This is a genomic window from Gottfriedia sp. NPDC057991 (assembly GCF_042886615.1).
GTDB lineage: Bacteria > Bacillota > Bacilli > Bacillales > Bacillaceae_G > Gottfriedia.
Genome location: NZ_JBHVQN010000001.1, coordinates 297,259 through 314,044, shown reverse-complemented (window position 1 = coordinate 314,044; position 16,786 = coordinate 297,259). Strand labels below are relative to the sequence as shown.

General features: G+C 34.4%; 9 protein-coding genes and 3 pseudogenes. 1 reads left to right on the top strand and 11 read right to left on the bottom strand.

Going from position 1 to position 16,786, the window contains the following annotated elements:
• Window positions 1-387: 387 nt before the first annotated feature.
• Window positions 388-1,452: pseudogene (gene ftsZ, locus ACFVR2_RS01470) on the bottom strand (cell division protein FtsZ); the annotation flags it as partial.
• A gap of 490 nt (window positions 1,453-1,942) precedes the next feature.
• Between ftsZ and ACFVR2_RS01465 the strand changes: the two are divergent.
• The gene (locus tag ACFVR2_RS01465; RefSeq protein ID WP_387358234.1) at window positions 1,943-2,140 is read left to right on the top strand and encodes a hypothetical protein; all 198 of its coding nucleotides are present in this window, start codon (window positions 1,943-1,945) and stop codon (window positions 2,138-2,140) included.
• Here the strand turns inward: ACFVR2_RS01465 and ACFVR2_RS01460 are convergent.
• From ACFVR2_RS01460 to ACFVR2_RS01415, 10 genes and pseudogenes are all read right to left on the bottom strand, one after another.
• Window positions 2,130-3,110, bottom strand: coding sequence for a cation diffusion facilitator family transporter (locus ACFVR2_RS01460; protein ID WP_387358232.1), 981 nt, complete (start codon window positions 3,108-3,110; stop codon window positions 2,130-2,132). The genes ACFVR2_RS01465 and ACFVR2_RS01460 overlap by 11 nt on opposite strands.
• A 566-nt stretch (window positions 3,111-3,676) precedes the next feature.
• The gene (locus ACFVR2_RS01455; protein ID WP_387358230.1) at window positions 3,677-4,318 is read right to left on the bottom strand and encodes an FMN-binding negative transcriptional regulator; all 642 of its coding nucleotides are present in this window, start codon (window positions 4,316-4,318) and stop codon (window positions 3,677-3,679) included.
• Window positions 4,319-4,582: 264 nt separating this feature from the next.
• Window positions 4,583-4,945 (bottom strand): hypothetical protein, encoded by a 363-nt coding sequence (locus ACFVR2_RS01450; RefSeq protein ID WP_387358228.1) that lies wholly within the window; start codon window positions 4,943-4,945, stop codon window positions 4,583-4,585.
• Between the two features lie 444 nt (window positions 4,946-5,389).
• A pseudogene (locus ACFVR2_RS01445) lies at window positions 5,390-6,051 on the bottom strand (hypothetical protein).
• 311 nt (window positions 6,052-6,362) lie between these two features.
• The gene (gene pbp4b, locus ACFVR2_RS01440) at window positions 6,363-7,631 is read right to left on the bottom strand and encodes a penicillin binding protein PBP4B (RefSeq protein ID WP_387360415.1); all 1,269 of its coding nucleotides are present in this window, start codon (window positions 7,629-7,631) and stop codon (window positions 6,363-6,365) included.
• A gap of 809 nt (window positions 7,632-8,440) precedes the next feature.
• Window positions 8,441-8,587: pseudogene (locus tag ACFVR2_RS01435) on the bottom strand (GNAT family N-acetyltransferase); the annotation flags it as partial.
• Window positions 8,588-9,050: 463 nt separating this feature from the next.
• The gene (locus ACFVR2_RS01430; protein WP_387358226.1) at window positions 9,051-10,148 is read right to left on the bottom strand and encodes a HupE/UreJ family protein; all 1,098 of its coding nucleotides are present in this window, start codon (window positions 10,146-10,148) and stop codon (window positions 9,051-9,053) included.
• Window positions 10,149-10,456: 308 nt separating this feature from the next.
• Window positions 10,457-13,498 carry a LamG-like jellyroll fold domain-containing protein gene (locus ACFVR2_RS01425; protein ID WP_387358224.1) on the bottom strand — a complete coding sequence of 1,014 codons (3,042 nt, stop codon included), beginning with the start codon at window positions 13,496-13,498 and terminating at the stop codon, window positions 10,457-10,459.
• 1,081 nt (window positions 13,499-14,579) lie between these two features.
• The gene (locus ACFVR2_RS01420) at window positions 14,580-15,962 is read right to left on the bottom strand and encodes an L-cystine transporter (RefSeq protein ID WP_335475537.1); all 1,383 of its coding nucleotides are present in this window, start codon (window positions 15,960-15,962) and stop codon (window positions 14,580-14,582) included.
• 279 nt (window positions 15,963-16,241) lie between these two features.
• Complete coding sequence (locus tag ACFVR2_RS01415) at window positions 16,242-16,571, bottom strand: DUF3291 domain-containing protein (protein WP_387358221.1); 330 nt, start codon at window positions 16,569-16,571, stop codon at window positions 16,242-16,244.
• Between the last annotated feature and the right edge of the window lie 215 nt (window positions 16,572-16,786).

The following is a 16,786-nucleotide window of genomic DNA, read 5'->3' as shown; positions in this document are numbered from 1 at the left end:
TAATTGAGCCAAAATAAAAAGACATGAGCATCAACACTCATGTCCTTCTCTACATCTATAAATCTATCTATTTCTGTTTTTTCGATTACGTAAGAAAGCCGGAATATATGAAGTTGAATCTTCTTTCTCATTGAATCGGCCATATTCTTGTTGCTCATTATAGCGACCGTAATCTTGTTGTTCTGTGTAGTGATTATGATCTTGTCGTTCTGTGTAGCGATTATGATCTTGTCGTTCTGTGTAACGGTTATGATCTTGTTGTTCATTATAGCGCCCATAATCTTGTTGTTCATTATAGCGATTATGATCGGTTTGTTCATTGTAACGGCCATAATTTTGCTGTTCTGTGAATCGACCAGAGTCTTGCTGATCATTATAGCGACCGTAATCTTGCTGTTGGTCTACACGATATCTCTGATCCTGTTGGAATCGTTGCTCTCTATTATATAAGCTAGGTGCTTCTTCTATTGGTCTAGAAGGAGTTCTTACCATTTTCTCTTCTTTATCCGCAAATCCTGTAGCAATAACCGTTACAATAATTTCATCTTTTAAGTTTTCGTCGATTACCGAACCGAAAATCATATTTAATTCTTCATGAGATGCCGAAGCAACGATATCTGCAGCTTCTTGTACTTCAAACAGACTTAAGTTACGTCCACCTGTAATATTCATAATTACACCATGAGCTCCATTAATAGAAGTTTCAAGTAAAGGAGAGTTTAGTGCCTTCTGAGCAGCGATTGTAGCGCGATCTTTACCTTTTGCAATACCGATTCCCATAAGGGCTGTCCCTTTATGAGACATGACCGTTTTAACATCAGCAAAGTCAAGATTGATTAATCCTGGTACTGCGATTAAGTCGGAAATCCCTTGGACCCCTTGTCGAAGTACATTATCCGCTTCACGGAATGCTTCGAGCATCGGTGTTTTTTTGTCAACTAGCTCCAATAATCGATCGTTTGGAATGATAATTAATGTATCAACCGCTTCTCTAAGTTCTTTAATTCCACCTTCAGCATTTGTTGCACGTTTTTTACCTTCAAATTTGAAAGGACGAGTTACTACTCCAATTGTTAAAGCACCAAGCTTTCGAGCAATTTTTGCAACTTCAGGTGCTGCCCCTGTACCTGTTCCACCGCCCATTCCAGCTGTAACGAACACCATGTCCGCTCCTTTTAGTACTTCCTCAATTTGCGACTTACTTTCTTCTACAGCTCTTTTTCCAATTTCAGGATTTGCACCTGCTCCTAAACCACGCGTCAACGTTGCTCCAATTTGCATTGTAATTTCAGCTTTTGATTGTTTTAGTGCTTGAGCATCTGTATTAAAAGCAATAAATTCAACGCCCTCTACGCCATCTTCAATCATTCGGTTAACGGCATTATTTCCTCCGCCACCAACACCTATAACTTTTATTCTTGCAAACTGTTCTATATTTTCAAATTCAAACATGATTATTCCTCCTCGTCATACCGATTACATAATTTCACGTTTTTCAAAGAACCATTATTTTCATTCTAAGATTTATCTTTTTATGTACGTTTTAGTAGATTAGAATTAAACAATTCACTTTAAGACATAGAATTGTCCTAATTCCCCTAACACTACTATACAAGAAAACTACCTGTTATCTTTTTGATAATTTTTCCTTAATATACCTTTAACTAAAACATGTATTTTAACATCTTAATGTAATATCTCTATCAAGTTCGTAACAAACTTTCATTAAAAAGTTTGTACAATTAATATAATTCTTTCCTTTTTGATTGAATCCTTTAAGAATCTATTGATTTATGAGAAAACAAACACTACACAACATTATTTGTTAAAACATTCACAAATAATTCGTTTATTCGCACGATGCTATAAGTATAGCTTGGTAATATATACATGCGTAGGAAATAAATTCCATTTTTTCTAAAGTGAATAAAGGAGAGAGAGTATGAAAAAATTTTTTACAAGTTTAATTGTTTTAGTTTGTATTTTAACAAGTTTCTCTATCCCGCTCAAAACGTCGTATGCCTATAATACTTACGGCCACAAACTAGTTAATGGTGTAGGTCATTATGGACAAAAAGTTCTAAATAAAAAAGAAACGACAAAATTGATATTTGTCGTTTCAATCTTTACTATTTTTTGATTAATTCTGTTTTATCGTCTTCAGTCCAATTTTGAATTCCATCATCTTCGTCTAATTCAATAATTACGTCTGTTACACCTTTTTCTTTCATAATTTTTTCTTCTAATCGGTCTTTTATGTCATCTGCTTGAGCTACCGTTAAATTAGGGTCTAGTTCAATTTCTAATTCAACATGTAAATCTTCACCCTCTTTGACAACCGTAAGAGCTTGAATATCTTTGACATCTGGATCTTCCATTACGATCTCACCAATCTTGTCTTCCATTTCTTCATCGGATTCACCAATTACCCCTGCAGCATTATCAAGAAATACTTTTCCAACAACAAGGAACATCAAAATACCGATGATGACAGAAGCAATACCTTCCGCTTGATGAAATGGTGTAAAATAAGCAATGATTACTGCAATCATCGCTAATAATCCACCTAGAGTTGCAACTGTATCTTCTAAGAAAACTAATTTTGTAGCTGGTTTCGCTTTTCCTAAATTAGATATTGCCTCGGTAACCACTCCAAAACCACTTGTTGTTATTCCCAATTCATGACTAATTTCTTTCATTGCTTTGTAAAGTACAAAGGCTTCAAGCACCACCGAAGCACCTAAAATAGTAAGGGTAATAGCCATACCTGAAGAGTGGGTTGGATGTACAATATGCTGAATTCCTTCGACAATCGTTTCAAATGCCATAATTCCCACAATTAATACTGCTCCAAGTAAAACTAAATTAACAAGTCGACCAAATCCATTTGGAAACCGATCTGTTGGTGCCTTTTTACTTAAAGCTGAACCGCTAAATACAAAAATTTGGTTTGCAGTATCGGCAGCACTATGCATCATCTCAGCAAAAAGTGCGACACTACCTGTCATACTAAAACCTATTCCTTTTATTATCGCTATTACAGCGTTAACTATAGCCGCTAATAAAGCAGATTTATTACCCTTTTTTAAAAGCTGTAAAAATTCTTTCATTCTAAACTCCTCTTCACTAGTATTTTTATATTATGTATTTTTATATTTTTTATTAGCTAACCCTAGAATGTACATTAAATTCTTAGTAACAACAGTTCATTTTTTACTTATTTGGTAAGATATGTAATTTAATTTTACCACAGGTTCTAATTATTCTTTTGTCTACACAACAAAAATATTTCTGTGGCCAAAATAATTTGTTGAGTTACATAGAAATTAGTGTTCTTAAATGAAACACTTGTACCACTAAAAACGAAAAAACAAATAGAAATTTAATAGATAAATCGCGATAATTATCAATGCGATTCCTATTATGAAATAAAATATTTTTTTAAGAAAAGCTTATTTTTATTGAAAATTGAGACCCATATACAAAATAATCCTATTAATATAATTGGTACCGTAAGTAGCAAAATCAACATCTACTTTCACTTCCCTTAAATGATATTTCTTTGTCATACCTAATTATTTTTGAAGCAAAAAAAGCTATCTAAAAAGACAGCTTTAAATAATTTATATGCAGTTAGTGAAATGTATTAGTTCAATTTCATTTTTTAACACCATATTTACTTCTTACTTTCCTTAAAAGATAAATGTTCTAATCTCTTTCCCATCAGTTCAGCCATTTGTTTTGAATGTGGATCTCCTTCTTTTTGTAAATTATCAATGATATTATTATAATCCTTTTCGCTTCGGTTCTGACTTAATTTATATGAAGCTTGAATTTCTTCCACCTTAATCTTAAATCCAACAATACCCTTTAGTTCACTTTCCAAAAGTTGTGGAGACAATTTATCCCACAATACTGGGTTTTCACGATTTTTCTCATATTTTTCTAGCATGATTGTTAATCCATCTACTAATTCATCTCTCTCTAAAATGCTTGCTTTTCCGTAAACATGCACGGCTTGATAATTCCAAGTTGGAACTTCCTCAACTTCATACCAAGAAGATGAAATGTATGAGTGAGGTCCTTGAAACATAACAAGTACTTCTTCACTATTCTCAAATGTTCTCCATTGAGGATTTCCATATGCAATATGCCCTGTAATATAATAATCTTCACCTTTTTTACTTAGAGCTAGTGGTAAATGAGTCGCAATTGGTTTTCCCTGTTTTGTTGTGATAATCGTGCCAAAAGAGTTTTTTTGAACGAATTCCCAAATTTCTTCAGGATTTGTGACTTTATAATATTTTGGAATATACATAATCCAGAATACCCCCTTGTTTTTTATTGCAAATGCAATAAAAATTTTATACATTAAATCTATCTTAATTTTGTTGCATTTGCAATAAAATTTCCAAAAAGTTCTTATACTTAATTTCTTAAAATCGATGCTCAGTTAAATAATTGTTTATTTTTGAACTAAAAAAAGTTGTCTAATTAGACAACTTTTAGGACCCTTATTAAAATTTAGTTACTAACACGATCCAAATAACAGAATGAACTATATCTGCTTTTTACTTTACACTTATTCGTCAACTCGGTTATATGTTTGTTTTAATAATGTTATGGATTTATCTGTCACCTTTACCGTTAAAATGTTTGATGTCCCTTTTATTTTCAGCCTCACTTGTTTGTCGGTCGACGAGACGATTTTGTAATGTCGTTCGAACGTTTGGCTAAAAGCGGCCATTTTCGTGGTGTATCTCATAAGAACCCCATGCTTTGTTTTTTTGTCTTCTTTAAATTCAATCATATAATCAACATCTTCATTCGATTTCGTTGTTTTTGTGTGGTAAGACCACTTTCCGAACAGTTTGTCTTCTGCAGCATGATGATTACATGCACTAAGGAAGACAACGAACAAAAAAGATAGAACGATTTTTTTCAAGATAGCACCTCTAAGAAATAGATTTATGATTTTCTGGCGAAGGCTTTTGCCGATTTATACAATAGCCCCGGCTGCTCTTTTCTACCTAGTGTTAATTGATCCATTTCACACTCTCCCAGAGTTCAACTTTTTATATCAATATGATTTATCTTTTTCGTAACTCTTTTACAATTTGACTTAAATAATAAACTATCATAATCATGCAAATTGATACTACTAAATTTGAACTCTATATCCTCTAAATCAATCGATATCATATATATTTGTAAATTCATTTTAATTTTATCATTTAACCAAAAAGTATTAATCAATCAAAAGACTCATGGAAATCGGAATTTCTTATTTAACTAAACTGTCATTTTGTTCAATAAAAAACGGGCCATTTTTGTGACCGTAATCTTCAAGTATCGCAACATTATTTTATAATAAGTAAAATAATAAATTTTATAACTTCCACGTAATTCCAAGCTCTTCAAATGATATTCTACTTTCACTTAGACCTTCTTCATCTTCCGACCCAATCATTTTTATTTCTTTTTCATTTAGTACGATGTCTTTAGTCGGATTTTCGATTTTACGTTTGAAAATGGATTTTAATAGGACTATTTGAATCTCAGACATTTCATATTCTTCTTTCCAATCATTTATAGCATTTTCCCATTATCTATTTGTCTATCTATAAGAAAACCACCATTTTCAATAAAATCCTCATAAGTATCATGCGAGTATACTTCATGAAAATCCCCCCAAAATGCAGTTGTTATAACTGGGACAGTCTTTACTTCAATCTCATCTAATAAATATAAAAGCGCTTCTTCAGATGCTACTTCTTTGGACTTTTCAGGGGCACCCTTAAAATATTCGATAGCATTTTTGTAATCTACTATCCTTTCGCTATGGTCATTTCTGAAGGCACCTACTAAAAAATTTGGATGAAATGTTATAGTGCCACGCGTACCAGAGCCATCTTGAACACTATAATTAAACCCATCCCAAGATTGTTCATGAGAAATATCTGGATAATGAGCTACCATAATTGCATGGGCTATCGAAGCTAAAATACAACCTTCCCAAAGTTGATTTCTGTCCCAATTTAACTTGTTCATTTATTGCATTCCCTTCACTTTTTCTTTACTATTAAAACATTTTAACATATCACTTATGTAACTTACTTGCCATTTATCCAACCATGAAGCTCAAGCGTTGCACCACAACTTATGTCATTTATCTATTTATGAAGAAACTGATTTTCATGAAATTTGAATAGGAAAATCAACAATCTACTTTAGCAAATCCTAAATTGAAAAAATTTTTGACAAAAAAAAAAGAGAAAAATCATTCAAGACACAAGATTTTTCTCTTTTCTAGGTAAGTATAAAAATCAACAATTGTAATGCATTCTATTCAATACTAACCCTTATTTTATCAATGCCTCATACACAGCAGTTGCTACTGCTTTATATTGTCCTGTAGCAAAGTCATCACCTGCAAATTTGTTCGGATTTGTGAGTGGATCAATTACAGGTGAATGTTTTTTATTGGTCAGTAAGACAATCCCTAAATTATTATCTGGATCTATAATGGTCAGTGTGCCTACCCAACCTGTATGTCCAATCGCATTTGGACTTGCATACAATCCAAATGTAGACGACATACTTGGAGAGCCATTTCTTCTCCACCCTAACCCATATGTTGGATTTAAATCGGAAGGTGCTGAAAACTGATCGATCGTCTTTGGATCAAATAGTTTTACTTTTCCATATCCACCTCCGTTTAACATTACTTGCAAAAGAACCCCTAAATCGCTTGTCGTCGAGAAAAGCCCTGCATGTCCGGATACGCCACCCATAGAATAGTAAGCCTTCTCGTCATGAACTTCTCCCTGTATTGTGTATGTACGAATGTTCGGGAAGGAGATGATACCATCACGCGAATTCCCCATTAGCTCTGTTGCTGCGAAATCTTTTGGTTTGAATCCTTTTTGTAACGGGTTAAACATTGTGTGTTTTAGACCTAATGGTTTATAAATCGTCTTTTCTACATAGTCATCTAGTCTTTGTCCTGTTACTTTCTCAATAATAAAACCGAGAATCATATAATCTACGTCACTATAAATGTTTTTTGTTCCAGGTACGTATTCTAACGGTGTTTCAGCGATTTTCTCAAATGTTTCATTACGGTCTTGAGTATATAAAGAACCTGCTACAGTAAGATTGTGATATTGCGGATCAGCTGGAAAACCAGCAGTGTGGTGTAAAATATCAATTAAGCGTAGGGTATCCTTCCCTTTAATCATATCAGTTGATTTGTCTTTAAAATTTGGAAAGTATGATTGTACAGTTGAATTCAAGTCTATTTTCCCTATACTAACAAGATGTTGAAGAGCGAAGTTAACTGCATACATTTTAGTGTTTGATGCCAAATCAAACATTGTATTCGTCTTCATTTTCTGAGGATGTTTCAGTGGTGACAGCTTATCGTATTTTTTTGAGTACCCATAAGCAGTGTTTTTTACGATTTTCCCATCTTTGATAATCATTAGAACTGCACCTGGAAAACCATTGTTTACGTCTTGTTGGATTAATTCATCTACTTGTTTTAATTTCTCAGATGAAAATCCAACTTCTTCAGGACGTTTTACTTTGCTCAATACGGGAAAGTTATCACTTTGTTTGATTTGTTTCATTCCATTCACCTCTGTTTGAATTGAGGTTTTCTCTGTATTTGTTTGAGCATAGCTGACAGAACCTGTTGTAGTAACCAAAGCAAGCGACAGCGTTGACGTTACAATACTACGAGTCATTCGAGCCAATTTAAATCTCCTCCCATTATAATAAAATATCCAAACCTTCATAAGCCTAATTGTTGAAATATTCGTTTCATTTTTGAAAAGAAAATTCAAAATTTCATCACTTATAATTGAAATAAAATTCCAACTACTTTCAGTATAAAGGCGAGATTCGCAGTTTGTAAAGTCTGACTATTCTAACAAATTCACTAATGGATTCTAAGTACTATATAACTACTAGCCTCTCCACATTTAAATTTGCTAGTGAGGTACAACATCTCTAAAATTCCAACACTACTTGGCAATTACTCTACACGATCTCAATCATTAAGAATCTGAAAAATCATTAAAATATTCGAAAACATAAATCGCTAATTTTTTTCTATTTAATGGGTACTAAAGAATATTAATATTTCATATATACTTTCTTTTCTAAAGTTTCCTATGAATATCATCTTTGGCAAAATATTTTCTTTTCATAAGTATTTACTTGGTCGCTAAAAGGAATGACTTTTTAATGCATATTAGAACATAAAAATTCCAGATCCACAACAAAAAAAGAAAGCAAGCCGCTTTCTCATAAACATTACATTTAATTCTTTTTTTAGAATCCAAAACTACCCTTATTATAGAACAAGAAATAATAGATTCTTAAGCAGTCCAAGTTGTTCAATTTTTGCATCCTTTAGTTAAAAAAATTTTTGTATCTAATCTACCAAATACTTATAAAATATTTTATCGACATGTACCACTGGAAATTTCTCAGGTAAATCTGTACGTTTTATACTCGTAAATTCATTTTTTTCATAAAATCTATGAGCAGCTATAAATTGTGGTGTTGACCCGAGATAGATTGCTATAATTGAATTTTCTCATTGTCAATTAGCAAGAAAATAGTCTACCGAAGTAGCCTACTCGATCTTTAACTTATTCATGTATAAGAAAGGACATTACATATTAGTCATATAAACTATGTAAAGTCCTTTTATTTATCTATCATTTTTTAAAATTAGATTTGATAAATTTTTTCTTACCCTGTTTTTTCATATTAAGCATTTCTAGTTTCTCGAATATAATCCAAAATAGCCTGTTCAACAGTCTCATTGAACTCTTTTATTCTTGAATTCAAGTAGAATGCATCTACTAGCTCCACAATAAGGAGCATTCAATTGTACCTAGAAAAATATAAAATAATATAGTAATAGTACCAGTATATAAAAATAAATTTATTGCAATTAAATGTAACATGATGGAATTAAACATCGCACAAAATCATTTTCCCAATGTAAAAAATCAGAAATAGGAATCATCATGGACTTATTGTAGTCTTTGAACTAACCAATAAAATGCCACCGCAAAAATAAGACAAGACGTTGAGACCATCATTTTACGATACCATGGGAAACGTTTCATCAATAGCAAGAAAGGAAGTAATAGGCACAGGATCATGAGTTGTCCTGCTTCCACACCTAAATTAAACGTCAGGAGTGAGCCAAGTTGATTACTCTTTGGAAGTCCAGTTTCAGCCAAGGCCCCGGCAAAGCCCATGCCATGAATCAGGCCAAATAAGGCCGTCAATATCCACCGCCATTTCACCTTTTTAACAAATATGTTTTCCACTGCTACATAACAGATTGTCAGGGCAATCAAGGATTCGACCCAGTAAGGGATGACGTGAATGCGACCTGTCGCCACAAAGAACAGTGTAACGCTGTGGGCGATAGTAAAGGCAGTAACAATTTTCAACGCATCCTTGAATCTAGTTGCGATTAATACTAAGGATAACAAAAACAGTAAATGATCATAACCTGTCAAAATGTGTACTATGCCAAGCTTAAAGTATTTCCACAAAACAGCACCAATCTTAGCCTTTGGAAGGTCCTTGGGAGGGTCCTTGGGAAGGCCCTTTGGAAGGTTGATCAGAATATCTTTATTAGTGTTATCAATCATATCCTGCTGAAAATAATCACCTGCATGGACCATGAGTACACTCGTATGAGTAGGCACATCGTCAAATACCAGATGGTAATGAAGATTAAATTGTTTGATTTCTTCATCGGCGATAAACCTCAGTTGAAATTCCACACCTCTTACGACACCCTTTTGCGCCATGTTCATCGAAACCAATTCCAACTTTAAGGGCTGCTTCGAATCAGCATCTATGCGGAGACCTTTCTGTAAATAAGCTTCGATTTTTTGCGAGGCCAGTTCATCGTTCACCAGATTATCCAAGTCAGTACCGAAATGTGGAAACAAGTCTTTTTGTTCAATAAAAAGATCATAGAGAATCTCGTTTCCTTCAATGTTTAAATCCGAGTAACTCATATCTATGGAATGCGCAAGTGAAGTTGTGGTAGCCCCAAAAAATAATAAGAACATGATGATGAACATGGTCAGTAATGAACGCATCTTCATAGCGGTACCTCTTTTCATGAAATGTTAGTATTACAATCTGCAATATAGTTTATCCTGTTACGAACGTTCATTCTGCAACCTGAACATGTTGCTCGACTTATTTCAAGCTGCGATGCAGATTTAGTACGCCTTTGGTACTATTAATCGTTTAAATCGATAAGGGGGAGAAAATTGATCTCTCCCCCTTTCATTACCGATCCATCCTAAATTTCGCTAATGCGATGAAACCTGCGTGTATACTTTTGGTTTCAAACACTTAAATTGCTCTACTTTTGTGATGGCTGCAGGCACTGTTATGCTCTTTAACGTCACGGTTGAACGACTTGGAATGTCTTGCGATCCACTACCGTATAACCGTCATTGAGCAAAAAGAGTACATCATAAGTGCCAGGGGCCAGTCCATTGTTTAAACTAACTTTTCCAGATCCAGAATTTAAATAACTCCATCGCAAAGATGCACCGGCACCTGGAGGAACATCTCCGGTTTTGTATATGCCGACCCAATCTTTCCCGTTTAACGCTGCCCCAGTATAGGATAGGGTAATAGCTTCCCCTTGGCTGTACTGGGATTTGTCTAGTGTTATTGGGCCTGTAGCTACTCCAACTGCTTGAACAGTTACGTTAATGCTTGTTGTCAATGGAACATTGTTCGGGTTTTCAACTCCGGAAGGCAGAGTTACGGTCCCTGGCACCGAGAAGGTCTGCACCGTCTTGATAGCCGGATCGTAGTTAACGCCGCTTAAATCCCAAGTCACACTTGCGTCCACATTTCCTTTATCGGTTGCAAGAATTACTTCTGTAGGCAATCCAAGAGCTTCCGCTGTCTTGGCCGTTCCATTGTTCGCAGATAGCGATGCAGGCGCAGTGATGCTGTTCAAATTAACTCTTTGAGCCTCAATTTCAATGTCCTGCGACGAACGATTGTACATGGAATCGTCAGCGAATACCCTGAGTATATACGGAGTAGTCGGCGACAAATTTGTAAACTTATAATGCCTGTATTCATCGAACGGCTTGTCTAGTGGAAGCGAAAGGCTGTTAAACGATTTGTCCACTTTCCCCGTGAGCTTGTTGATAAGCTGAATATTATATTCCAAAACGCGCACATTGTCATTTGCTTGCTTTATTGTAAAAGCAAGTTCGTTGTTTTTGTAGGAATCGACCGTAATACCCTCTTCAAACTCCGGAGCTATGAGTTCTCTTATATCGCTCCTACTATAGGTAAAGGCCTCTTTACCTTCACCAACGATTTTTACAGAAGGTATGCCTACATATTCATCTGTACTTAAGTTATACTGTTTGATGATAATTTTTGAACCGTAAACCTCTAAGAAATTCACAATGCGAGGTGTGGTTTTATAGTTGATATACGAGCCTTCTAAATATCCACCGTAAGGACCATCATCAATATAACTTGAATATGAACTCGCACCGCTGTCGAGAAACGTAGCAGAACCTTGATAGTGAGAACGTTCGTCGGTCGGGTCGTATTGCGTATGACCTGACATATATACCACTTGCGACAAGTCATTGTCGGCAATATATTTACCTACATTATTACTTGCTGCGCTGCTCCATCTCCCTGACCACACTGTTCCACTTATAGGGTAGTGAGAAGATACAAATATGGGTTTGGTTGGATCGTAATCCGCTTCTGTTTTAATTTGGTTGAGTAAATCTTTGGTTTTTCCCACTGTATTGTCGTTGTTATAATTTCCGTCAAAACCTACAATATTATATCCTTTTACCTTTACCCTATAAGCACTATTAAAGAAATTGTTATCGTAAGAATTCGTTGAGTCGTTCCACGCACCCGCCGAACCGACAGGTATAAATTTTTCGGTGCCCCCCATATCATGGTTGCCTCGTACCATATAAAGCTTCGTATTGTCAAACAGACCCTCACCTTTAAGTTTATTGTAAATGTCTGTCAGATTTTTCATCCACACATATTCATTGGCGTTATTACCACCGGTAACGTCGCCAGGAATAAAGAGTACGTCGGCTTGTGGGAATAGTCTCAGTTCTGTTCTGTAATCTTTTTCAATGCGCGCGATTGTTGCAGGATTAGCACTTACTTCAGGATCGCTGTCCACAATCATATTTAAACCGGCGGGAGTTAATGTTTTATTGCTTTTTTGATAGATGAATATGGCGTTGTTTAGTTCACGTTCGTAATAATTGATGATTTCCTGTGTATATAATTTTACTTTTTGCGTTGTTGCAACCTTAGTTGCCGTATTAAAAACCTTCTTCAAATAATCAAAATCGGTTTGGCTGAAGCCGTTACCGAGACCGTCTGCTATTATTGTATTTGCTTCTGATATTTTGTCGTTAAGTGCTTTTATATCTACTTTATTTACAGCGTAACTACTATAATTAGCTTGAACCATCTCACTGCTAAATGCACCTTTCCAAACATTCAGATCAGCTATATCGAATGAATTACCCCCATTTTTGCCTGATCCGTCGCTACCTATATTTAATGGGTTCGATGTATCTAAAGTTCCGACCCCCAGCGATGTTTCAGTCATTTTGTAACCATCAATATATAACGATCCGAGCATTTTTTCTCTGTCTACAACAAATGTCACGTAACGCCAATGGGAAGCATTAAACGTGTCACGCCCAAATTTTACTGATGAGGTCGGGAATCCTAAATTCATATTGACCGAATTGGCTGATGTATAAATCGCCCAGCCTTCGTTAGTGCTCTTAGTAAAATCCTTGTTTGATAAAATTACCTGATTATTGTTAGTGTCACCCTTATACCAGAAGGATGTGGTAAAACTTTCATTACCAAAATTCAAGCTATGCGTCGTACCGACATAATTACCGTCTCCGCTTTCTAAGTGCAGAGCTTTGGTCCCGGGTAATACACCATCTACATAACTATAATTTCCTTTCCCTTCCAATTTCTCTTGATTTGCATCGTCCGCTAAATTATTGTCGAATTTCATTGATGCAATAAGGGGGTTGGCATTTAATACTGCATTTGTGGGCAATGAAGTTTTTCTGTCACCATTTGATGGTAAAGCAACAACAACGCGCAATTTTTTACCAATATCATTTAACGTTACGGTGTAGCTTTTGGATGTACCACCCGATTTTACATTAATATATTGATCGCTTATACGTGATTTCTGTACTTGCCATTGAAATGTTAGATTTTTGCCCATTGAACCATGACCCATGATTACATTGGCGGTGATCGTTTGACCGTAAACCGGCTGCATATTGTCGATTTTAACGAGTTTGGTATCCGATTCGTTTGCAAGTGCATCTTTGGTGGTTGATATCATAACGAATATCATCGTTAATACGAGAGAAATGGATAAAATTCTTTTCATTACAGAAAACCTCCAGGCATTCTAATTTTCTACGATTACTGCGAATTGTTCTAAAGTAGAGACCTACTTTTCTAAGAAATTATTACTTTTAGCTTGAATATGAATATCACTTATAACAGGAAAACTAAATCGGGTTTATTACCATCCGAATGAATAGAGATATCTATGGATACATATTAACGTGTGCCCGGTACATCGAATTTGTTGTCCCTCCCTTGTTGGACAGTTTTTGAGCTAAATTCACAAACTCTTGCTACAAGGTTTCCACCCAATTTAACAGAACAACTCACTGAACATTTTCCCGAATATTAAGTGAATTCAATAAAGTAAAGCATGTTACAACATTTAATAAACTGTGAAAAATAGTTAAATATCAATAAAATATTATTCCTCCTTTTCCTAAATGAACTTAACTTCCTTACGACTTCTTCTCCTAGTGAAGTCAGCCACGCTTTAGAATTTCAATTTATTTTTTCAGTGAGATGGTGAAAAATATCACATGGACAATTATATAAGCACTATGTAAACTGAACATTAATTCTAAATTATCAATTATTAACGTAACCATTTGTGTTAAGTAATCCGTAATGATAAAAACTATTAACCTTAAATGCTTTCCTCAAGAAGTAAATCAAATAAGAAATACCAAAGTCCTCAAAACTATATACCCTTCATTCTCCTAACCTTAAGCCAAAATTGATTTTTAACGTCTAAATAAATACAAAAAAGTTCAAGAAAAACAACGTTCTTGAACTTAAGTAGATGAATTTGAACTCATGTCTGCTAGCTAGATTTTTCGGTGTCCTATCTAGCATAGATCCTTCTAGATTTAAAAAATTGTTATATAATTAGTAAAAATTAGCCATTAATTATACATCTTAATTATTGACCTTATGTAAAGTAAACTTAATTTTTATGTCTACAAATAAACTCTATTAAGAAATTCTTAATAATGTATAATTTTTTTTTAATGTATACATTAAGTGAATACATTTTTATTGTCTACCAATAAATCGAATGATAATTTTATACAAAAAAGAGCCCCAATTCTTGGGACTCTTTTTTGTATTTAGTTTTTCATTTATGCTTCCACAACATCCGTTTGCTGATAGACTTCACTTTCGAATTCTCCTGTAGCCTTACTTGTTAGGATACCTGATGTCATTGCTCCACTAACGTTAAGAGCTGTACGGCCCATGTCAATTAGAGGTTCAACTGAGATTAGTAGTCCAACGATTGCGATTGGAAGATTCATAACTGATAGTACGATAAGAGCTGCAAAAGTTGCTCCTCCACCGACACCAGCTACACCGAATGAACTGATTGCTACAATTAGAATTAGAGAGATAATAAATGATGCACTTGTTGGATCAACACCAGCTGATGGAGCTACCATTACAGCTAACATTGCTGGGTAGATACCTGCACATCCATTTTGACCGATTGAAAGACCAAACGAACCAGCGAAGTTTGCAATTCCTTCTGAAACACCAAAATCTTTTGTTTGTGTTTTGATTGTCATTGGTAAAGTTCCAGCACTTGTACGTGAAGTAAATGCAAATGATAAAGTTGGTAATGCTTTTTTCACATATCTTACTGGGCTTAGTTTTGCAAATGATAATAATAATAAATGCACAATAAACATTGCGATTAAAGCCACATAAGATGCTATTACAAACTTACCTAATTTTACGATTGCATCATAATCACTTGTTGCTGCTACTTTTGTAATGATTGCTAAGATTCCATAAGGTGTTAAACGAAGAATTAACGATACGACTCTCATCGTTACTGTATAAAGCGTATCAATTATTTTTGCAAAAAACTCTGCAGTTTCAGGCTCTTTACGTTTTATACCAAGGTAGGCAATCCCCACAATTGCTGCAAAAATTACAACTGCAATTGTTGATGTTGCACGTGCACCAGTTAAATCTAAAAATGGATTACTTGGAATTAATTCAAGGATTTGTTTTGGAATTGTCATAGCTTCAACAGTTGGAACACGTCCTTGTAATTCTGTAATTCTAGCAGTCTCTGCAGCACCTGCTGAAATTTTGATTCCATCAAGTCCAAATCCTAAAGCAGACCCAATTCCAATAGCTGCTGAAATTGCTGTTGTACCAAGTAGAATCCCAATAACAAGGACACTAATTTTACCGATATTTTTAGTTAACTTTAATTTTGTAAACGCTCCGACAATCGAAACGAATACTAGTGGCATAACAATCATTTGTAATAGTTTTACATAACCACTACCAACAATGCTAAACCAGTCAATTGATCCGACTGTAACTTCATGTTCAGTTCCATAGATTAGATGAATAATATAACCAAAAATAAGACCTAAACCTAAACCTGCGAATACACGTTTTGAAAAAGATACATGCTTTTTTTGCATAAAATACAAGCCATACATAAGTACTAATAAGATAACAACATTTACGCAGATAAGAAATGTATTCATTTTTCTCCCCCTTTTCTTTTAATAATATAATTTACGAAAATATTAATACAAGTATTCCTATAAATCAAGTAGGAATTATTATTTTTTTGTAAAATTCCTACTTTTTTATCATTAAGACACAATTTATCTAGAAATCTATTACTACTTAATTAATAACGCTTCATCATATTGATCAAATGCATGCTTAAAATCAAAAGCAGTAGGAGTTGGTCCATTTTGAATGTAATAGTCATATCTTTTAAAGGCCTCTTCCCACGAAACATCGCTTTGCTTCTCGGTCTACCACACAATATATGAAGTGTGCTTCTCTTTATAAGGTTCCATCCATTTACTTCGATCTTTCAACGCTTGTTTATGTTGTCCCGAGTACGTAAAACGATATAAGGTTTCAAGATTCCTCCATACCGTTAGTGTAAGTATAGGATAACCTTCCCTCTTACTAACATTTTCAGGGAGAGAGATTCCATCAGATGAAAACGCATCAAGCATGTTTCCTGATTTTGTAGCCTGACGAAATACATCATTTCCTACAGAAAAAAATTGACGAGAAGCAGAGTGGTCATATGGGTGTTTTAGCCTACCAACTGTATAGATTGCAACAAAAGCCATAAATAGTCCTCCGTAGACAGGTTTTATTAAATTTATATTCAAGTAAGCTTTTATTTCATAACTAATTCTTTTTTTCAATTTTTTTATATTTTGTAGAGAATTGGATTAAGTCGAACACTTTGTGGATTTTATTGAATAATAAATTCTGTGTTCTGTAGAAAAAAAAGACAATCAACTAGGATTTCTCCCATTTGATTGTCTTTTAAAAATACGCT